General features: G+C 47.5%; 14 protein-coding genes. 10 read left to right on the plus strand and 4 right to left on the minus strand.

The window, feature by feature from the left end:
* Positions 1-33: 33 nt before the first annotated feature.
* Positions 34-1,545 carry an IS1182 family transposase gene (locus CI959_RS12415; protein WP_057317674.1) on the minus strand — a complete coding sequence of 504 codons (1,512 nt, stop codon included), beginning with the start codon at positions 1,543-1,545 and terminating at the stop codon, positions 34-36.
* Between the two features lie 494 nt (positions 1,546-2,039).
* Here CI959_RS12415 and CI959_RS12420 point away from each other — a divergent pair, with 494 nt between their 5' ends.
* From CI959_RS12420 to leuB, 6 genes are read left to right on the plus strand one after another with little or no spacing between them, the layout of a single operon-like run.
* Positions 2,040-3,542, plus strand: coding sequence for a 2-isopropylmalate synthase (locus tag CI959_RS12420; RefSeq protein WP_005854473.1), 1,503 nt, complete (start codon positions 2,040-2,042; stop codon positions 3,540-3,542).
* 14 nt (positions 3,543-3,556) lie between these two features.
* On the plus strand, positions 3,557-4,954 hold the full coding sequence (gene leuC, locus CI959_RS12425; protein ID WP_005854474.1) for a 3-isopropylmalate dehydratase large subunit: 1,398 nt from the start codon (positions 3,557-3,559) through the stop codon (positions 4,952-4,954).
* Positions 4,955-4,980: 26 nt separating this feature from the next.
* Positions 4,981-5,568 carry a 3-isopropylmalate dehydratase small subunit gene (gene leuD / locus CI959_RS12430; protein WP_005854475.1) on the plus strand — a complete coding sequence of 196 codons (588 nt, stop codon included), beginning with the start codon at positions 4,981-4,983 and terminating at the stop codon, positions 5,566-5,568.
* Positions 5,569-5,570: 2 nt separating this feature from the next.
* Positions 5,571-7,085 (plus strand): alpha-isopropylmalate synthase regulatory domain-containing protein, encoded by a 1,515-nt coding sequence (locus tag CI959_RS12435; protein ID WP_057317746.1) that lies wholly within the window; start codon positions 5,571-5,573, stop codon positions 7,083-7,085.
* 20 nt (positions 7,086-7,105) lie between these two features.
* Positions 7,106-7,549 (plus strand): methylglyoxal synthase, encoded by a 444-nt coding sequence (locus CI959_RS12440; protein ID WP_005854477.1) that lies wholly within the window; start codon positions 7,106-7,108, stop codon positions 7,547-7,549.
* A gap of 15 nt (positions 7,550-7,564) precedes the next feature.
* Positions 7,565-8,626 (plus strand): 3-isopropylmalate dehydrogenase, encoded by a 1,062-nt coding sequence (gene leuB, locus CI959_RS12445; RefSeq protein WP_005854478.1) that lies wholly within the window; start codon positions 7,565-7,567, stop codon positions 8,624-8,626.
* Between the two features lie 132 nt (positions 8,627-8,758).
* Here leuB and CI959_RS12450 read toward each other — a convergent pair whose 3' ends face one another.
* Positions 8,759-9,580, minus strand: coding sequence for a tetratricopeptide repeat protein (locus tag CI959_RS12450; RefSeq protein ID WP_057317130.1), 822 nt, complete (start codon positions 9,578-9,580; stop codon positions 8,759-8,761).
* 158 nt (positions 9,581-9,738) lie between these two features.
* Here CI959_RS12450 and CI959_RS12455 point away from each other — a divergent pair, with 158 nt between their 5' ends.
* The 3 genes from CI959_RS12455 to CI959_RS12465 all read left to right on the plus strand — a co-directional run bounded on the left by CI959_RS12455 (position 9,739) and on the right by CI959_RS12465 (position 14,327).
* Positions 9,739-10,584, plus strand: a complete 846-nt coding sequence (locus CI959_RS12455; protein WP_005854480.1) for a mechanosensitive ion channel family protein — start codon at positions 9,739-9,741, stop codon at positions 10,582-10,584.
* Between the two features lie 492 nt (positions 10,585-11,076).
* A complete protein-coding gene (locus CI959_RS12460; RefSeq protein ID WP_005854481.1) occupies positions 11,077-11,406 on the plus strand; it encodes a hypothetical protein in 330 nt (109 codons plus the stop codon).
* 266 nt (positions 11,407-11,672) lie between these two features.
* The gene (locus CI959_RS12465) at positions 11,673-14,327 is read left to right on the plus strand and encodes a DUF6383 domain-containing protein (protein ID WP_057317131.1); all 2,655 of its coding nucleotides are present in this window, start codon (positions 11,673-11,675) and stop codon (positions 14,325-14,327) included.
* Positions 14,328-14,434: 107 nt separating this feature from the next.
* Here the strand turns inward: CI959_RS12465 and CI959_RS12470 are convergent, their stop codons facing one another.
* A complete protein-coding gene (locus tag CI959_RS12470) occupies positions 14,435-15,259 on the minus strand; it encodes a hypothetical protein (RefSeq protein WP_011966674.1) in 825 nt (274 codons plus the stop codon).
* A gap of 88 nt (positions 15,260-15,347) precedes the next feature.
* On the opposite strand from CI959_RS12470, the gene CI959_RS12475 reads away from it, so the two are divergent.
* Positions 15,348-16,778 (plus strand): CCA tRNA nucleotidyltransferase, encoded by a 1,431-nt coding sequence (locus CI959_RS12475; RefSeq protein ID WP_005854484.1) that lies wholly within the window; start codon positions 15,348-15,350, stop codon positions 16,776-16,778.
* 129 nt (positions 16,779-16,907) lie between these two features.
* On the opposite strand, the gene CI959_RS12480 is transcribed toward CI959_RS12475, so the two are convergent.
* Positions 16,908-19,121 (minus strand): bifunctional (p)ppGpp synthetase/guanosine-3',5'-bis(diphosphate) 3'-pyrophosphohydrolase, encoded by a 2,214-nt coding sequence (locus tag CI959_RS12480; RefSeq protein ID WP_095231454.1) that lies wholly within the window; start codon positions 19,119-19,121, stop codon positions 16,908-16,910.
* Positions 19,122-19,290: the final 169 nt, after the last annotated feature.

Here is a 19,290-nt window from a genome sequence, read left to right on the forward strand (position 1 = left end):
AGATTTCACTGTTTTTTTGTTACCATAACCTTCCTAAGAGGCTACTTTTGCAAGATTATGTGCTATTGCCAGCAGGCCGAACTCAATTTCAACCTTCTTAAGTCCACGAAGATTGAACCTCTTGAAGTGCTTGTTGTTCTTGAGGTTTCCAAATACTGCTTCCACATCCTGTGGTCGCTGACTGCGATATTTCAGACCTTCATCAGAAAGCAGCTTTTCACGTTCTTTTTCCTTGATTTTTCTCAGACGGTGATTTACCTGTACAATCCTTTCCGAACTGCTTTTATGACACCGGCATCTTAACGGGCAACCCTTGCAGTTGCGTGCCCTGTATCTTGATATGGTCTGCACAAAACCGTTGTCTGTTACCCGCCTTACATCAGATAGTCTTTCCATTCTCTGCCCCATAGGACAGTACATGCCGTCATTTTCCTCATTATAATAAAAGTTGGCAGAGAGAAACGGGTCGTTTCTGAAATTCCTTTTCTGTTCCTTATGAAAATAATTGTACTTTATGAAGGTTTCAATGTCATGCCCGAAAGCATACAGATAGTTCTCTTCACTTCCGTATCCTGCATCACAGACAGACACGTTAGGGTATCTGCCGTAAAGGGAATGGAAATCATCCATATGCAGAGGATAGGTGGAGGTATCGCCTGCACACTGATGGATGGTATAGTTCAGGATGAACTGTTTATTGGTACTTATCTGAGGATTATATCCGGGTTTAAGCTGTCCGTTCTTCATATGGTCCTCCTTCATGCGCATGAAAGTGGCATCATTGTCTGTCTTTGAGTAACTGTTGCGTCCGTCAAGTATCTTTCCCTGTGATTCATATTTCCTGAGTTGTTCAGGCCATGACTTCCTTACACGCCTTACCTTCGCTTTCACTTTCTTGTCAGCATCAACTCCATTCAGGGCATCGTCTATCTGCTCCAGTGCCTTTTCCACTTTCTCCGGGGTGATATCCTGATATGTAACCGGAGCTGAATCACGCAGTTCCTGTTTGGTAACGGATTCGGCATACTGCCATATCTCCTCAAGCTGTTCAGCTATTCCGGATATACGGGTATGTATGGACCTGCCCCAGACAAATGTATAACGGTTGGCGTTAGCCTCCATTTTCGTTCCGTCGGTAAATGCCACATCAAGACTTACAAAACCTTCTGACACGAGGAACTTTACAATAGTAGCGAAAACTGTCTTCAGTACATCCTTCAGACGGCTGCTGCGGAAACGGTTGATGGTATTATGGTCAGGAGTCACGTTGCCGGTAAGCCACATGAAGCGGATATCGTTACGACAGAACTCTTCGATGCGACGGCTGGAATAGATGTTACGCAAATAAGCATAGACAAGAATCTGAAGCATCATGCGTGGATGGTACGCAGAACAGCCTTTAGAGGAATACTTAAGGTAAAGTTCTTTAAGGTTTATCTGTTCAATGATACGGTGAACAACCCGGACCGGATCGTTCTGGGGTATAAAATCGCCTAAACATGGAGGTAAAAGCAGATTATCGTTGGATGTGTAACTTTTAAACATTATCTTTGGGATATCTTGATTTGATTCCCTAAGATACAAAAAATTAGGGAGACGGGCAAGTTCTGGCTGAGCGAAGTTAGAGCTTGCCTGATTTTTTTTGCAGACACAAAAAAGGCCATCTCAAACTTCTATTTGAGACAGCCTCATCGTAACAACCTTACGATGGGTAGTGTTATTTCGTAAGGTATACGATCGTTTGGCTTACGGTTTATAATAAATAATAAGTAAAAAACTTCGGATTATATTTGCTGGTCTCGAAAAAGGCCGTATCTTTGCAACGTTGAAACAAAAACAATAAAGACAAGAACAATGACACGCAACTTGCAAAATAGTCTCATTATTTCTCTAAACATTATTCTACTCTGGGAACGGGATAGGAAGTGAGACTGTATGCTTTGCGAGCATTACGATATATGAAAGAGCCTTTCTCACTTCCTTGTGAGAGAGGCTTTTTTAGTTAGTATAGGATATTAGTAAATTAAGAATATAAGATTATGTCAGACAGATTATTTATTTTCGACACCACCTTACGTGATGGTGAACAGGTTCCGGGATGCCAGTTGAATACAGTGGAAAAGATTCAAGTAGCTAAGGCGTTGGAACAGCTAGGTGTTGATGTGATCGAGGCTGGTTTCCCTGTCTCCAGTCCTGGGGATTTTAAGAGTGTGGTTGAGATCTCAAAGGCCGTGACTTGGCCGACCATCTGTGCCTTGACCCGTGCGGTGGAGAAAGATATCGACGTGGCAGCTGAGGCGTTGAAATTCGCTAAGCGAGGACGTATTCATACGGGTATCGGTACTTCTGATTCTCATATCAAATACAAGTTTAACTCCACGAGAGAGGAGATTATAGAGCGTGCGATCGCCGCCACGAAATACGCTAAAAAGTACGTGGAGGACGTAGAATTCTACTGTGAGGATGCCGGGCGTACGGATAATGAATATCTAGCCCGTGTCGTGGAGGCCGTGATCAAGGCCGGGGCTACCGTAGTGAATATCCCGGATACGACAGGATATTGCTTGCCGGATGAGTACGGGGCGAAGATTAAGTATCTGATGGAACATGTGGATGGCGTACATAACGCGATCTTGTCCACCCATTGCCATAATGACTTGGGCATGGCTACCGCGAATACCGTACAAGGCGTGTTGAACGGAGCCCGTCAGGTGGAGGTAACCATAAACGGCATCGGTGAGCGTGCGGGTAACACGTCATTGGAAGAAGTCGCCATGGTTTTCAAGAGCCATAAAGAACGTGATATCATCACCAATATCACGACGAATAAGATCTATAGTACGAGCCGTATGGTTTCTAGCTTGATGAATATGCCGGTACAACCGAATAAGGCTATTGTCGGACGTAATGCGTTCGCTCACTCCTCCGGTATCCATCAAGATGGCGTTTTGAAGAATGCGCAAACCTACGAGATCATCGATCCGAAGGATGTGGGTATTGATGATAATGCGATCGTATTGACTGCTCGTAGCGGTCGTGCGGCGTTGAAGCATCGCCTGCATGTTTTAGGTGTGGATCTGGAGCAGGAGAAATTGGACAAGGTGTACGATGAGTTCTTGAAACTGGCCGATCGTAAGAAAGATATTAATGATGATGATGTTTTGATGTTGGTCGGGAAGGATCGTACGGCCACCCACCGTATTAAATTGGAATATTTACAGGTAACTAGTGGTGTTGGAGTACAATCAGTCGCAAGTATTTGTTTAAATTTGTCGGGAGTAAGAAGATATGAGGCCGCAGCTGGTAACGGTCCGGTTGACGCGGGTATCAAGGCGGTGAAAAAAGCCATTAGTAATAGTGACATGACGATTCAGGAATTCTTGATCCAAGCCATTAATAAAGGTAGCGATGATACGGGCAAGGTGCATATGCAGGTAGAGTATAACGGGGCTACCTATTATGGGTTCTCTGCGAATACCGATATTATCGCTGCTTCCGTTGAGGCTTTCGTGGACGCCATCAATAAGTTTATAGTAGACTAAAAATAGACAAGACAATGAGCAAGACATTATTTGAGAAAATCTGGGACAAACACGTGGTGGACACGTTGCCCGACGGAACCATACAATTGTATATCGACCGTCTGTATTGTCATGAGGTGACTAGCCCGCAGGCTTTCGCCGGATTACGTGTACGTGGATTGAAGCCCTTCCGTCCCGCGCAAATCACTTGTATGCCGGACCACAATATCCCGACATTGAACCAAGATAAGCCTATCGAGGACCCTATATCCAAGAATCAAGTGGATACCTTGGAAGAGAACGCGAAGTATTTCGGCTTGACGTATTACGGTCTTCAACATCCGAAGAATGGTATCATCCATGTGGTAGGTCCGGAGACAGGCTTGACGCAGCCGGGTATGACAATCGTTTGTGGCGACTCCCATACTTCTACGCACGGTGCCATGGGCGCTATCGCCTTCGGTATCGGTACGAGCGAGGTGGAGATGACCTTGGCTACCCAATGTATCATGCAGCGTAAGCCGAAAACGATGCGTATCACGATCGATGGTGTACGCAAACCGGGCGTTACGGCGAAGGACTTTGCTTTATACATTATTAGTAAGATGAGTACCAGCGGTGCTACGGGCTATTTCGTAGAGTACGCTGGCGAGGCGATTCGTAATACGACCATGGAGGAACGTCTGACGATCTGTAACCTTTCTATCGAGATGGGTGCCCGTGGCGGTATGATCGCTCCGGATGATGTTACTTTCGATTATTTGAAAGACCGTGAGTTTGCCCCAAGAGGCGAGGAATGGGAGCGGAAGGTGAGCGAGTGGCGTCAGCTATATAGTGATCCGGACGCTAAGTTCGATAAGGAGATCGTTTTTCACGCCGAGGATATCGACCCGATGGTTACGTACGGTACGAACCCGGGCATGGGTATGAGTATCAGCAAAGATATCCCCTCCTTAGAAAGCGTGCCCGAGGCAGGCCGTATCTCTTATAAGAAGTCTTTGGATTATATGGGCTTCAAGGCAGGCGAGTCTATGTTGGGTAAGAAAGTGGATTATGTCTTTTTAGGTAGCTGTACGAATGGCCGTATCGAGGATTTCCGTGCTTTCGCCTCTTTGGTGAAAGGAAAGAAGAAAGCGGATGATGTAACGGTTTGGCTGGTTCCCGGCAGTTGGCAGGTAGAGCGGGAGATTCGTGCCGAGGGGATCGACAAGGTTTTGGCCGAGGCCGGCTTCGTCCTTCGTCAACCGGGATGTTCCGCTTGTCTGGCGATGAATGAGGATAAGGTTCCGGCGGGTAAATATGCGGTCTCCACTTCCAACCGTAATTTCGAGGGCCGCCAAGGACCGGGTGCGCGCACCATCTTAGCGGGGCCGCTTGTGGCCGCCGCCGCCGCTGTGACAGGTAAGATCACGGATCCGAGAGAACTGATGTAAAGACTAATCTAATAAAGTAGCATAAGATGAAAACAAAATTCAATATAATCACAAGCACTTGCGTACCTCTTCCTTTAGAGAACGTGGATACCGACCAGATTATCCCAGCCCGCTTTCTGAAAGCGACTACCAAAGAAGGGTTCGGCGAGAACTTATTCCGGGATTGGCGATATGATAAGGAAGGTAATAAGATCGAATCATTCGTCTTGAACGATCCTACGTATAGCGGAAAGATATTGGTAGCGGGAAAGAACTTCGGTTCCGGTTCCAGCCGTGAGCATGCGGCTTGGGCGATCGCCGATTACGGTTTCCGTGTCGTGGTCTCCAGTTTCTTCGCCGATATCCATAAAAACAACGAGTTGAACAACTTCGTGCTGCCGGTTGTTGTGACTGAAGAGTTCCTCGCTGAATTGTTCGATTCGATTTACAAGGACCCGAAAACTGAGGTCGAGGTAAATCTACCGGAGCAAACGATCACGAACAAGGCTACGGGCAAAAGCGAGCATTTCGAGATCAACGCCTATAAAAAGGATTGCCTGATCAACGGATTGGACGATATCGACTATTTACTGGCAAATAAATCAAAGATAGAAGCCTTCGAGGCAGCACGCTGATTATGATAGAAATAATGGATACAACCCTCAGAGATGGGGAGCAAACTTCGGGCGTCTCCTTCGCCGCTCACGAGAAGCTTAGCATAGCGCAAGTGCTGCTGAACGACTTAGGCGTGAACCGGGTGGAGATCGCCTCCGCCCGTGTGTCGGACGGAGAGTTTGAGGCCGTGAAGCGTGTAGCCGCTTGGGCCGCCCGTTCCGGAAACCTAGACAAATTGGAGGTCTTGGGTTTCGTGGATGGTACGGTCTCTCTCGACTGGATTGAATCCGCAGGTTGCCGTGTCGTGAACTTGCTTTGCAAGGGCTCTTATAAGCATGTCACCGAACAGCTCCGTAAGACTCCCGAGCAACACGTTGACGATATTCGTACGGTCGTATTGGAAGCGGAGAGACGGAAGATCGACGTGAATATCTATCTGGAGGACTGGTCGAACGGTATCAAGCATTCCCCGGATTACGTGTTCTTGGTGATCGATGCGTTGAAAGGACTTCCGATCTGCCGTTTCATGCTCCCGGATACCTTGGGAGTCTTGAATCCCGGAAATACCTACGAGTATTGCAAGATGATGGTGGACCGTTACCCTGATTTACGGTTTGACTTCCATGCGCATAACGACTATGATCTTGCCGTAGCGAATGTATATTCCGCCATCCGTGCGGGTATCAAGGGAATCCATACGACCGTGAACGGTTTGGGAGAGCGTGCGGGTAATGCTCCATTGAGCAGCGTCCTTGCCGTCATCAAGGATCAGTTGGGAGAGGAGACGAACTTGAGGGAGGAAAAGATAAACAAGGCCAGTCGTTTGGTCGAGACCTATTCGGGGGTGCATATCCCGCCCAATAAGCCGATTATCGGAGAGCATGTGTTTACGCAATGCGCCGGTGTCCATGCGGACGGTGATAGCAAGAACAACCTGTATTGCAACGACCTGCTTCCTGAGCGTTTCGGACGGGTTCGCGAGTACGCCTTGGGCAAGACCTCCGGAAAAGCGAATATCCGCAAGAATCTGGAAGCGCTCGGTATCGACATGGATGAGGGCTCGATGCGTAAGGTTACGGAACGGATCATTGAGTTAGGGGATAAGAAAGAAATGGTTACCCCGGAGGATCTTCCTTATATTATCAGCGATGTGCTTCATCATGATAATGCGCTGGAGGATCAGAAAATACGGATCTTGAACTATTCCTTATCCTTGGCCCAAGGGCTGAAACCGGTGGCTACCTTGAAGATCGAGATCAATGGCGAGGCTTACGAGGAATCGGCTTCCGGTGATGGCCAATACGACGCTTTCGTTCGTGCCCTACGCCGGATTTATTCCCGTTTGAACCGCCCGTTCCCGATGTTGACGAACTATTCGGTATCCATCCCGCCGGGAGGACGTACGGATGCGTTCGTGCAGACGGTCATCAGCTGGAATTATGCCGGGGTCGATTTCAAGACTCGTGGTCTGGACGCTGATCAGACTGAGGCGGCGATCAAGGCGACATTGAAGATGCTGAACAAGATAGAGGATTAATAATTAAAAAGGTAAAGGGTATGAAAAAGTTGACTATCGCGCTTGTAGCGCACGACAATCGTAAGGCGGAAATGGTAGAATGGGCGGTACATAACGCTGAGTTCTTGTCTCACCACCATATTGTTTGTACGGGTACGACCGGAAATTTGGTTCGTAAAGCTCTCGAGGAAAAAGGGGTGAACGCGGATATTGCTTGCATGCATTCCGGTCCGATGGGAGGCGATGCTGAGATTGCCGCTATGGTTGTCCGTAAGGAGATCGATTTGGCGGTCTTTTTGATAGACGACTTGAATCCGCAACCGCACGAGGCCGACATCCAGATGTTGCTTCGCCAGTGCCGTGTTCATAACGTACCTATCGCTTGTAACCGTTATAGCGCCGACTTGATGATTACAAGTACCCTGTGGGATGATGACACGTATTTCCCCACGGAGCCTAAGTATGTACATTTTAACAGAGAATAATAACAAACATTTACGATGAAACTGAATATAGCAGTACTTCCCGGAGACGGGATCGGACCAGAGATTTCCGTGCAAGGCGTGGAAGTAATGAGTGCCGTTTGTGAGAAATTCGGACATGAGGTTCACTATGAGTATGCCCTTTGTGGCGCTGACGCGATCGATAAGGTAGGCGATCCTTTCCCGGAGGAGACCTATCGGATTTGTAAGGATGCCGACGCTGTTCTTTTCTCGGCCGTGGGCGATCCTAAGTTTGATAATGATCCGACAGCGAAAGTACGTCCGGAGCAAGGTCTTTTGGCGATGCGTAAGAAGTTGGGCCTGTTCGCTAATATCCGTCCGGTGCAGACCTTCAAATGCCTATTGCATAAATCGCCGTTGCGTGCCGAATTGGTGGATGGCGCGGATTTCTTATGTATCCGTGAGTTGACCGGTGGTATGTATTTCGGTGAGAAATATCAAGACAACGATAAGGCATACGATACGAATATGTATACCCGCCCGGAAATCGAGCGTATCTTGAAAGTGGGCTTCGAGTATGCGATGAAACGGAATAAGCACCTGACGGTTGTTGACAAGGCGAACGTACTTGCCTCTTCCCGTCTATGGCGCCAGATCGCTCAAGAGATGGCTCCTAGCTATCCGGAAGTAACGACAGACTATATGTATGTGGACAACGCCGCTATGCGTATGATCCAAGAGCCGAAATTCTTCGACGTGATGGTAACCGAGAATACGTTTGGTGATATCTTGACGGATGAGGGTTCTTGCATCAGCGGCTCTATGGGCTTGCTGCCTTCCGCTTCTACCGGAGAGAGCACACCGGTTTTCGAGCCGATTCATGGCTCTTGGCCGCAGGCGAAAGGGCTGAATATTGCGAACCCCTTGGCGCAAATTCTTTCAGTAGCGATGTTATTCGAGTATTTCGACCTCAAAGAAGAGGGAGCCTTGATCCGTGAAGCCGTAGACGCTTCCCTCGATGCGAATGTCCGTACGCCGGAAATCCAAGTGGAAGGTGGAGCGAAATATGGAACGAAAGAAGTGGGTAGTTGGGTTGTCAATTATATCACGGAAAAGTAGTATAAATGGGCCGATTTCGCACCAGTAGTGGCGCAGGCTCACACGTATAGTGGCATCGGCTCACGCGAGTAGTGGCGTAGGCCAATACCACTACTCGCGTGAGCCGATGCCACTATACGTATAAAAACAGCCTTAACGAGCCATCTTCATCAACTCGTCGATAGTCGTTTTATCATATCCCATATCCTCAGCTTTCTTGAAGTCTAAGGCGGCCGATGCCTTCTCATATTGGGCGAGTTTTACTTTGCCTCGCAATACATATAAAGCGGCTGTCGGGGTACTTTCCACGAAAACACGATTGATATCGGCCATAGCCCGGGCGTTCTTGCCCATCATGAAGTATAGATCGGCACGGCCCTCGTATAAGATCCATTCGCGGGGCATCTCGTTGATCAAGTAATTAAAGATGCGTTCGCTCTCATCGTAATTCCCCCGTAGCTTCTCGAGAATCGCGTGTCCCAGACGTCCTTTCACGGATTTCTCGTTTACTTCCAGTATCTTATCGAAATCCTGCTCGGCCAACAGATAGTTCTTATGTTGCAAATGAAGCATCGCCCTGCAATATAACGCCTCTTGATGATGGGGGTTCAAGATTAACAGGGCATTGTAATCGTTCGTCGCTTTTTCGATCTCACCCATTTCCGTATATAAGCCGGCACGATTTTCCAGTATGGCCTCATTATTCGGATGGCGGCTTAGGGCGGCGGTATAGGAGAGAAGGGCATCTTCCAGTTTCCCTTGTCTACGCTGTATCGTCCCGAGATTCATGAGCAAGGCATAGTTATTGGGGTTGCCCGGTTCAAGGCGCATGGCGGCTCGTAGGCTCTCTTCGGCGGAGACTAAGTCGTTCTTGTCCAAGAAGTCAAAACTTTTCTCGACAAACTTCTCGTATGTCTGAGCGTGGCCATAGCCTATTGAAAGGAAAAGGGCGGCGAGTATCGCAAGGATTTTCATGCTGTCGTATTTAACGTGTTATTTGATTGATGCAAAGCTACGTAATTATTTCATGGTTTTACCAGATTAAAAAAACTTTATACCTTTGCTACATTTCATAATATTTTTGGAAGATCAGATTGTTATATAATTAATAGATTAACTAAAATAGAAGAGATATGGTATTATTAGCAGCTGTAGAAGCGAGTTCTAAATTAGAGGAAGCTATCAGATCCTTGGTTGAGCATGGCTCCCAATTGGGTTTTACGATTATTAAAGCCCTTATTGTCTTTTTGGTGGGACGATTGGTTATAAACTTACTAAATAAACTGGTTCGGAAGATATTGAGCAAACGGGATATCGATCCTTCTGTCAAGACTTTTGTGGGTAGTTTGGTGAATGTCAGTTTAACCATTTTATTGATTATTTCAGTCGTAGGGGCGTTAGGCGTTCAAACTACATCGTTTGCCGCCTTGTTGGCTTCCGCCGGTGTCGCTGTCGGTATGGCATTGAGCGGTAACCTGTCAAACTTTGCCGGTGGATTGATCATCCTTCTTTTCAAGCCTTATAAGGTGGGTGATTATATTGAGGCGCAGGGCGTTGGCGGTACCGTGAAAGAGGTCCAGATGTTCCATACCGTATTAGGTACGGTTGATAATAAGGTCATTTATATACCGAACGGCTCTTTGAGCAGTGGCGTTGTGACTAATTTCAGTAACCAGACGACTCGCCGTGTAGACTGGACCTTTGGCGTGGAATACGGCAGCGATTATGAGAAAGTAAAGCAAGTGATAGAGTCTGTATTAGCGAAGGATTCCCGCATCTTGTCCGAGCCGGCCGCTCCGTTTATCGCCTTGACAGCCTTGGCGGACAGCAGCGTAAACGTGGTGGTACGTGTTTGGGTAAATAGTTCAGACTATTGGGGCGTGTATTTCGATATTAACAAGAATATCTACGCGACCTTCAATGAGGTAGGTATCGGTTTCCCATTCCCGCAACTAACCGTACACCAAGCGAAGGATTGAAGTTCGTGATAATCTATGACTTGTCCTTAAAAGGAATCTTTTTGTTCAAAAATCTTTGAGTTTCGTTAGATGAGCGGTTATTTTATAGATGGTTGAACAAAAAGATTTATCTTTGTGAACCGCAAATTAGAGATTAGACACAGAGTGTATACGATATTACGGAACTTTATTTTATTACTTTAGTATTTTTATTTGATTATATTTAAGTAGAATGATTTAAGGCTCATCCTTATATAGATTAAGGGTGGGCCTCGTTTTTTATAGTAGTGTGTAGAGATTCCACACTCTCGTGGGGAAATTTTCCACATTCCACGGTTTGTTCCACACTTTGGCAACCGAATGATTGATTCTTCGCTTTTGGTTAATTGTCGGATTTACAACTTGTTATTCTCTTGTCGTTTTTTAGGGTGAGTTTTGGCACGGAGATTGCACCCTATACTGCGAATTTATGATGTAAGAGAAAAAAGGTTTAGGTATTTAGGTTTTTAAGGTATGAAAAAGATTGTTTACGGGGTTATTGTCGCTTTATGTGGCTTATTTATTGCCCCTGATGTAGAAGCGCAAGCCGGGATGGCCGGTAGCGCTAAGGAAACAGTGGCACAGGATAAATTTTATCCGATCGAGGTAACTGATATGCCCCAAGTATTGCGTGATGCGGTAAATACTTCCTATGAGGGATGTATGGTGAAATCAGTTGAGGTGTCAAACAATAGCACGTTTGTGAAGTATAAGGTAGTATTACTTTCCAGAAATGGTAAGATATATAAGGTTTATTTCGATGACAGAGGTCATGTCGTAAAAGAACATGCTTATTTCGAGTAAGCCTGTGAAGATATTTATTGAGTAGATTAGATTTCCAGCCGTTTTGCCTGTGAAGGTGGAGCGGTTTTTCTCCAAAATATATAGTTTCATGATATTACTATATAAATACACTGTTTACATTTTTAGTAGTATAGTCGTCCTGTTCGTGAGAATAGGACGATTTTTGTTATAAGACGCTAAATCGATTGTTAATCTCATACCCCCTCAAAACCTTTTCTAAACAACCCCTGTTTAGACTGTGATTAATAAATAAAATCTATTTGATTATGGACAAAAAATGTACTCTTATTGCTGCGGCCCTGATGGTTGCGGGCGTATTCTCGGCTAATGCTCAGTCGAGTACGACCGTTCCGGAGGCTCAGTGGAAAGCCGGTAACTATTATTATTTAAAGACAGGTTCTTCCGTTTTGTCTTTAAGTGGTGAGAAAGCCGACTCAGTAATTGTTAAAACTTTGGCGTCAGACGCTACCAAAGCCGCTATTGATTCTGCCTTGTGGCAAATCACGAATGCGGGCACAACTCCTGCTGGTCCTGTGTATCAATTCAAGAACAAGAAGACACAGGCCGTTTTGTCGTTTTCGGCTTCATCTACGGCAAAGCCTGTTATCACATCGGGCGTGAATCAGTGGACATTCTCTGACGCTGCCGGTGGTAGCGCTATTCAGGCTTATTACGGAAACAATCAAATCTTGGCGTTGGATGTAGCTGGGACAGACTTGAGCTTAGGTTCTTCTGCTTCTTCTACGAAATTTACCGTAGAGGCTCCTAGCGACGCTATGTATTTGAGCGCAAGTGAGCTAGGGGATGGTTTCCAAGTCTTTCAATTGACGTTTGGAGGAAATTATCAAGGAAATATCTTCGAGGGTAAGAACTTGATAGCGAAGAATACGGCGGCTCCCGCTACAGGCGCTATTGCGAACGCTAAATATGTGACCTTGCAAATCCAAGGTGACCAAGTATTTAGTGATGGTAAAGCAAAATACTTAGGTGTCGATACATTGAAGAATGTGATCGCCGGTGCTACCGGTGTATATGGGGCTAAGTTTACGGCTGATTCCACCTATGACGCTAGTGGCTTGCATACACTGGGTAACGCTGATTTCCAGAAATTCTATTTCACGATCAACTTGAAGAACGATGCTTTGGCTATGTATGCCGCTGCCGCTCCGACCGTGAACGCAAGTCCGATGACTTCCGTTCCGAACGTACGTGTCGTATATGCCAGCGTGATCGAGACGAAAGCCTTGACCGTATCTGACTTGCAGTCGGGTTCTACTCAACCTGCTCAAGGAGCCGCTCCTGTTATTACCGTAACGAAGGGAACTCCTTCTACGATCGCTACAGGTACAGGCGTATACTTCTTGAAGAGTGCGAGCAAGGGCGATAAGGGCGGACAATACGCTGTCGCTTACGATAAGAGTGCCGCTTCCGATAAGTTGGTAACCGCGGCAGGTTTCAAACCTTCTATTTATCAACCGAAGGGACAATGGTATATCAAGGAAAACAACGGGATGTATTCGGTTGTAGACCGTAATACGAATACGACTATTATTTCTAACGAGGAGATCTTCGCCGTTCAAGGTATGGCCAATACCTATACATTTGGGGGTAGCACCGATTCTATTACGGTGGAATATCAAGCGAATGTGGATTTAAAGGATAAGTTCTTGGGTACTCGTCACTTCTCTGCGGAGGAACTCGCTGATAATGGTTATGTATTGAACTTAATCTCCGGTACTCCGGGTGTAGACGATCTGTATGCGTTTACTTCTGATTCCGTATTGATGATTAAATCCGGTGACGCAGCGAACGCAGCCGCTCTTCGTATCGTGGTTAGCCAAGATTCCGTACAGAATGTAACGGATGGTTTAGGTGCCCGTGCTTTAGGTGATACCTTGTATCATGCGACTTATATGTTGAAAGAACGTTTCAGCAATGATTTGGTTGCCAGCGAGAATGGCGGACCGTTGAAATTATCTGATTATACCGCTCCGTTGGAATTCGTATTCAATACGGCTACGACCGGTGGCAAATACCAGATGGCTACAAGGGTAGGTGCGACCACTCAATATGTCTTTATGAACGTGAATACGGCGAACCTGATCCTTTCCGATAAGGTTAACTACTTCGACTTTGTCGCTGTAGAGGCTCCGGAGTACGCTTCTATCGACGATTCTCACAAACGTTTCGGTACGAATGGCAAGTTCTTGACGATGAATCCGCTGAATTTCTTCGCCGAAGTGAAGAACGAAGGCCAAGATATCTTGAAGTCAACTTATGAGACTGACAACTTCTCTTTGTGGGTTCAAGAAGCCGATACCGTGATCGCTGGTAAACCGTTGTATTTCATCACGACATCGATCTATACGCCGGAGACAACTACCAAAGCTGTTTCTCCTCGCTACTATATGGTATCCTTGCGGGATTCTAACGAGACATTCGTTAGCAATGGCGCTACTTACTACCGTGTAGGCTTCAGCGATAAAGCGAATATCGTTCCGTCTTTGGATAACAACGCTTTGTTCGCCTTCAAGACAACTCAGGATGGTGGCTACTTATTGGAGAACCAGAAAGAGTTGAATCGCACCGTGGCCGCGGGCGAGTTGAAGACTCCTTATGTAGGTGTGGTAAACAATGTTGTGGTAATGTCTAATGTTGGCGTTCCATTCACGATCGAGAATGCTCCGACTCCGGTTTCCAACGAACAATTGGAAGAGGTTGCCAGCTTTACGGTAATCGCTGGCGAGGCTAGCGTTACGGTCTTGAACGCGGCAGGCAAGACGGTTACATTGTCTAACATCTTAGGTCAGACCACCGCTTCCGCTATCGCTTCTTCAGATAACTTCGTGATGCCGGCATCGAAAGGTATCGTGGTAGTTTCCGTTGATGGCGAGACCGCCCAGAAGGTCGTCGTTAAATGATGAATAACTGATAGTGGATATCAGTCTGTATACTAACGCCGGGATTCCTACTGTATGGTAGGGATCCCGGTGCTTTTTTATAGGTAGGCCATTTGTATGGAGGGATTCTATTCCTCCAGTTTATTCTTTAGATAAGCGATCTTCTTCTCTGATTTCTCTTTCAAGGTGTTCATGCTCTTGATATCGCTTAATACGGTGGCGAGGTTGAAGGTGTTGACGATCGCTTTCTTGTCGGCGTCCGCCATATATATAATGTAAGGCTTGCCTCCTGTGTATTCCACCTTGATCCGCTCTTTCTCGTTATCGTAGATGAACTTGACAGCATCGACGCAGTGCTCCCCCTTGTAGGTCACTACCTCCGTGGTGCTTCCCATATCCTTGAAGCGGTAATTCAGTCCGCCGTCGTACGGGATGGAAGCGGTCTCGGCGAATTGGCCGTCTTTCAGGCTCAGCTTGATTCCCGTATGCTCGATGGGGCGTCCGCCGTAATATACGCTGGCCAGATACATCTCGCCCTCCTCGTTCACGCCGCAACGTACGTAACAACGTTGCACGTTGCGCTCGATCGTCTGCTGTTTCCAGATATAATTGCCGATTTCCTCGTAAACGGAATCCTTCTCGAAAGCGAAGCCTTTCTTCAATCCCTCTACTTCCTCCAGCTTGATCGGGAGTAAGCTGTCGCAGAAAGCAATATTGCGCTCCGCCTCCTTTACTTCTACTTGGCGCATAAGCGTTAATCCCTGCTTCAGTACCTTTACTTCCTTGGGATAGAGTGCTCGGATACTGTCTATCTCGTTCTTCGCCCCGAAAAACTCGTTATTCTCGTACATGGCCCGGGCCTTGTCCAAACGGGCCTGAGCCGCTTTCTCGTCTCCGTTACAGCCCGTTAAAATGGCGGCAATGAGCGTTATACAGATCGCTAACTTTTTCATATCTTTCTCGTTCAATGTATTTGATACCGCAAAAGTACATGAAATTTGATTATCTTTGCGCTCTTTATTGGATTTGGAATACATAAATATGTATATAAACGAGGAAGAGATAGTAAATCATATATCCGCGAAGCCTTTCCATTTGATATCGGAGGCGGCGGAAGAGCTAGGTGTTGAGGTATATGTAATAGGCGGATATGTGCGGGATATTTTCTTGAACCGCCCATCCAAGGATATAGACGTGGTAGCGGTTGGCAGCGGTATCGAGTTGGCCAAACGAGTGGCCAAAAAGATCGGGCGTGGCGCTTATCTTTCCGTCTTCAAGAATTTCGGGACGGCGCAGGTGAAAGCCGGCGATCTGGAGCTGGAATTCGTGGGGGCAAGGAAAGAATCCTACAGCCATGACAGCCGTAAGCCTGTCGTGGAAGACGGCACCTTGGAAGATGACCAGAACCGCCGGGATTTCACGATCAACGCCTTAGCCCTTTGCCTGAATAAGGAGCGTTACGGAGAATTGGTCGATCCCTTCGGCGGGTTGGAGGATATGGACGAGCTTACGATCCGTACGCCTTTAGACCCGGATGTTACTTTCAGCGATGATCCGCTCCGGATGATGCGTGCGGTTCGTTTCGCCACTCAATTAGGTTTCTTTATCGATCCCGATACCTTCGACGCCATCATCCGTAACCGGGAGCGTATCTCCATTATCTCCAAGGAGCGTATCGTGGACGAGTTGAACAAGATCGTCCTCTCGCCAAAGCCCTCTATCGGTTTCGACTTGCTGGATAAATGCGGACTGTTGCCATTGATTTTCCCCGAGCTTTGCGCCTTGAAGGGCGTGGAGACCAAGGAGGGGATCGGGCATAAGGATAATTTCGCCCATACCTTGATGGTGCTGGATCGTTTGAGCAAGACTTCCGATAATCTATGGCTGCGTTGGAGCGCCCTCTTCCACGATATCGCCAAGCCTGCCACGAAGCGTTTCGACCCTCGCTTGGGATGGACGTTCCATAATCATAATTTTATCGGCGAGCGGATGATCCCCGGTATTTTTAGGAAGATGAAACTCCCGATGAACGAGAAGATGAAGTACGTGCAGAAGATGGTAAGCCTGCATATGCGTCCGATCGCCTTGTCGGACGATGAGGTGACGGATTCGGCGATCCGCCGTCTGCTGTTCGATGCGGGAGATGATATCGACGATTTGATGAAACTGTGCGAGGCCGATATCACGAGCAAGAACCCGGAGAAGGTTCGCCGTTTCTTGAACAATTTCCGAAAGGTGCGTGAGAAGCTGGCCGATATAGAGGAAAAAGACCGTGTCCGTAACTTCCAGCCTCCGGTATCCGGCGAGGAGATCATGGAGACGTTTGGCTTGGCTCCCTCCAAGCCTGTCGGCGTGCTGAAAGAGGCGATCAAGAACGCCATCCTCGACGGCGTGATCCCGAACGAGTATGAGGCGGCCCGGCAGTTCCTAATACAACGTGCGGAGAAGATGGGGCTGAAGCCGATTCTGTGATCCGGGTATAGTCACAAGGCCCAGTCGTACAGTTGGCACAGTCCCCTGTACGAAGTACTGCGGTACTTCCTAGAGGGTACTGTAGTACTTCGTACAGAGTACTACGGTACTTCGTGCACAGTACACTGTCTAAGAATTTAATCGCTCTACCGCTTTCACGCCGTTTACCGCCTTGATCTTTTTCGTCAGCAAGTTTAACGCGGTCGTATCTCTTACCAATACGGTAAAGTTACCTTGGAATAATCCGTCTACCGAGTTGATGTTTAAGGAGCGAAGCGTGACGTTCGATTCTTTTCCGATCACGGAGGTGATGTTGGTGACGATCGCTATATCGTCCCGTCCGATCACCCGCAACGTAACCGTATAGCCATTGTCTCCCTTGCCACTCCATTTCGCGCGGATGATCCGGTAACCGAAGCGGCTGAACATCTCTTGTGCGTTCGGGCAATCCATACGGTGGATCTTGATACCCTGCGTGGAGACGAAACCGAAAACCTCGTCGCCATAAATCGGGTTGCAGCATTTGGCGAGTTTATATTCGATACCCGTCAAGTTCTTGTCGATCACCAAGACATCCTTGTTCGTCGATATCTCCTCCACCGGAGTCATCGTCACGAATTCCTCCGCGCTACGCACCTCGGTGCGCTCGTTCGTCTCCGTCTCCTTGCGGAAAGCCTCCAGATATTCGTCGATTACTTGGTTGGGATCGAGGCGTTCCTCGGCGATCTCGATGTAGAAGTCCGTGACGGTCTTGAATCCTTTCTTCTTGATATAGCGCATCATGGTCGGCTCGTCCATGTCGATCTTCCGGTTCTTGAAGCGGCGCTGCAACATCTCTTTGGCGAATTCCACGGCCTTCACCGTCTCCTCCTTCAAGGCCTGCTTGATCTTCACACGGGCCTTGGAGGTGACGACGAAGTTCAGCCAATCCCGCTTCGGGCTTTGGGCGGGCGACGTGATGACGGATACGCTATCGCCGTTGTTCAAGGTGTATTTGATCGGAACGTTCTTACCGTTCACTTTCGCCGACACGCATTTGCTTCCTAGCTTCGTGTGGATGGCAAAGGCGAAATCGAGGACCGTCGCTCCCTTGGCCAGCTTGATAAGCTCGCCGGTAGGCGTGAAGACGTAGATCTCATCCTTATATAGATCCATCTTGAAATCCTGCATCAAGTCGAGCGGATTATTCTCCTTGGCCTCCAAGGCGGCACGTACGGTATTCAAGAACTCGTCTAGCCCGCTCTCCGCTTTCACGCCCTTGTATTTCCAATGCGCCGCTAGGCCTCGCTCGGCGATCTCATCCATTCGCCTCGTACGGATCTGCACCTCTACCCATTTATTTTGCGGGCCCATAACCGTGATGTGCAAGCTCTCGTAACCATTGCTCTTCGGGATAGAGATCCAGTCCTTCATACGCTTCGGGTTGGGCTGGTACATATCGGTGACGATGGAGTAGACTTGCCAGCATTCCGAGCGTTCCTTCTCCAGCGGCGTATCCAATACGATCCGGATAGCGAAAAGATCGTAGATACCCTCGAATTCCACCTGCTGCTTTTTCAGCTTGTTATTAATGGAATGTATGGATTTGGTACGCCCCTTGATATCGAACTTGAATCCTGCCGCTGCCAGCTTCCGCTTGATCGGGGCGATGAACTCGGCGATATAAGCGTCGCGGGAGCGTTTCGTCTCATTCAGTTTCCGTTTGATGAAGTCATACTGTTTCCTGTCCGTATATTTCAAGGAAAGGTCTTCCAGCTCGCTCTTGATCGTATATAAACCCAGTCGATGGGCGAGGGGAGCGTACAAATAAGAGGCCTCGGTAGCCAGTCGGATACGATCATCCTCTTGTATCTGTTTACCCATGCGCATGAGGCAGAGGCGGTCGGCGATCATAAGCAAGATCACACGTACGTCCTCGGCAAACGAGAAAAGCAAATGATGGAAATTCTCCGAGTTGACGGCAGTGTTCCGGGCATACAAGTCGGAGGTCTTCAAGAGGCGACGGATGATCAAGGTCACGTCCGCCCCGAATTTTTGCTCCACTTCCTCTATCGTGATCGCCTTCTTCAATACCGGGCGGTATAATAGGAGGGCGATGACCGAGGTACGTTTCAAGCCAATCTCCAAGGTGGCGATCAAGGCCGTGTCGATATTTCGCAATAAACCGTTGATACCATTCTTATCCCTGCCGTAGCAATCGAGGGCGACAACCCGCTTCATCAGCTCCTTCATCTTCCGAATATCTTCCCTCTCGAGGAAAGAGTAAAGGTTTCGTAACAGGAGCCTGTATTTGGAGAAGAACAGCTTCTTTTCCTCAGACGTAAAGAATCCAATTGTATCCATAGTTATATCATTTTTATTGCCCGGTTGAGGACTAACCGCAAAACATGCTGTAAAAATACTTTTTTCTATGGAATTTCAACACGTATCTTGCGGTTATTTTATACATTTGCGATACACATAGCGCATAAGTGCCCTGTGGCGTTACTGATGAGATTATTCACATTAAATA

Source organism: Parabacteroides sp. AT13 (assembly GCF_002272965.1).
Classification (GTDB): domain Bacteria; phylum Bacteroidota; class Bacteroidia; order Bacteroidales; family Tannerellaceae; genus Parabacteroides; species Parabacteroides distasonis.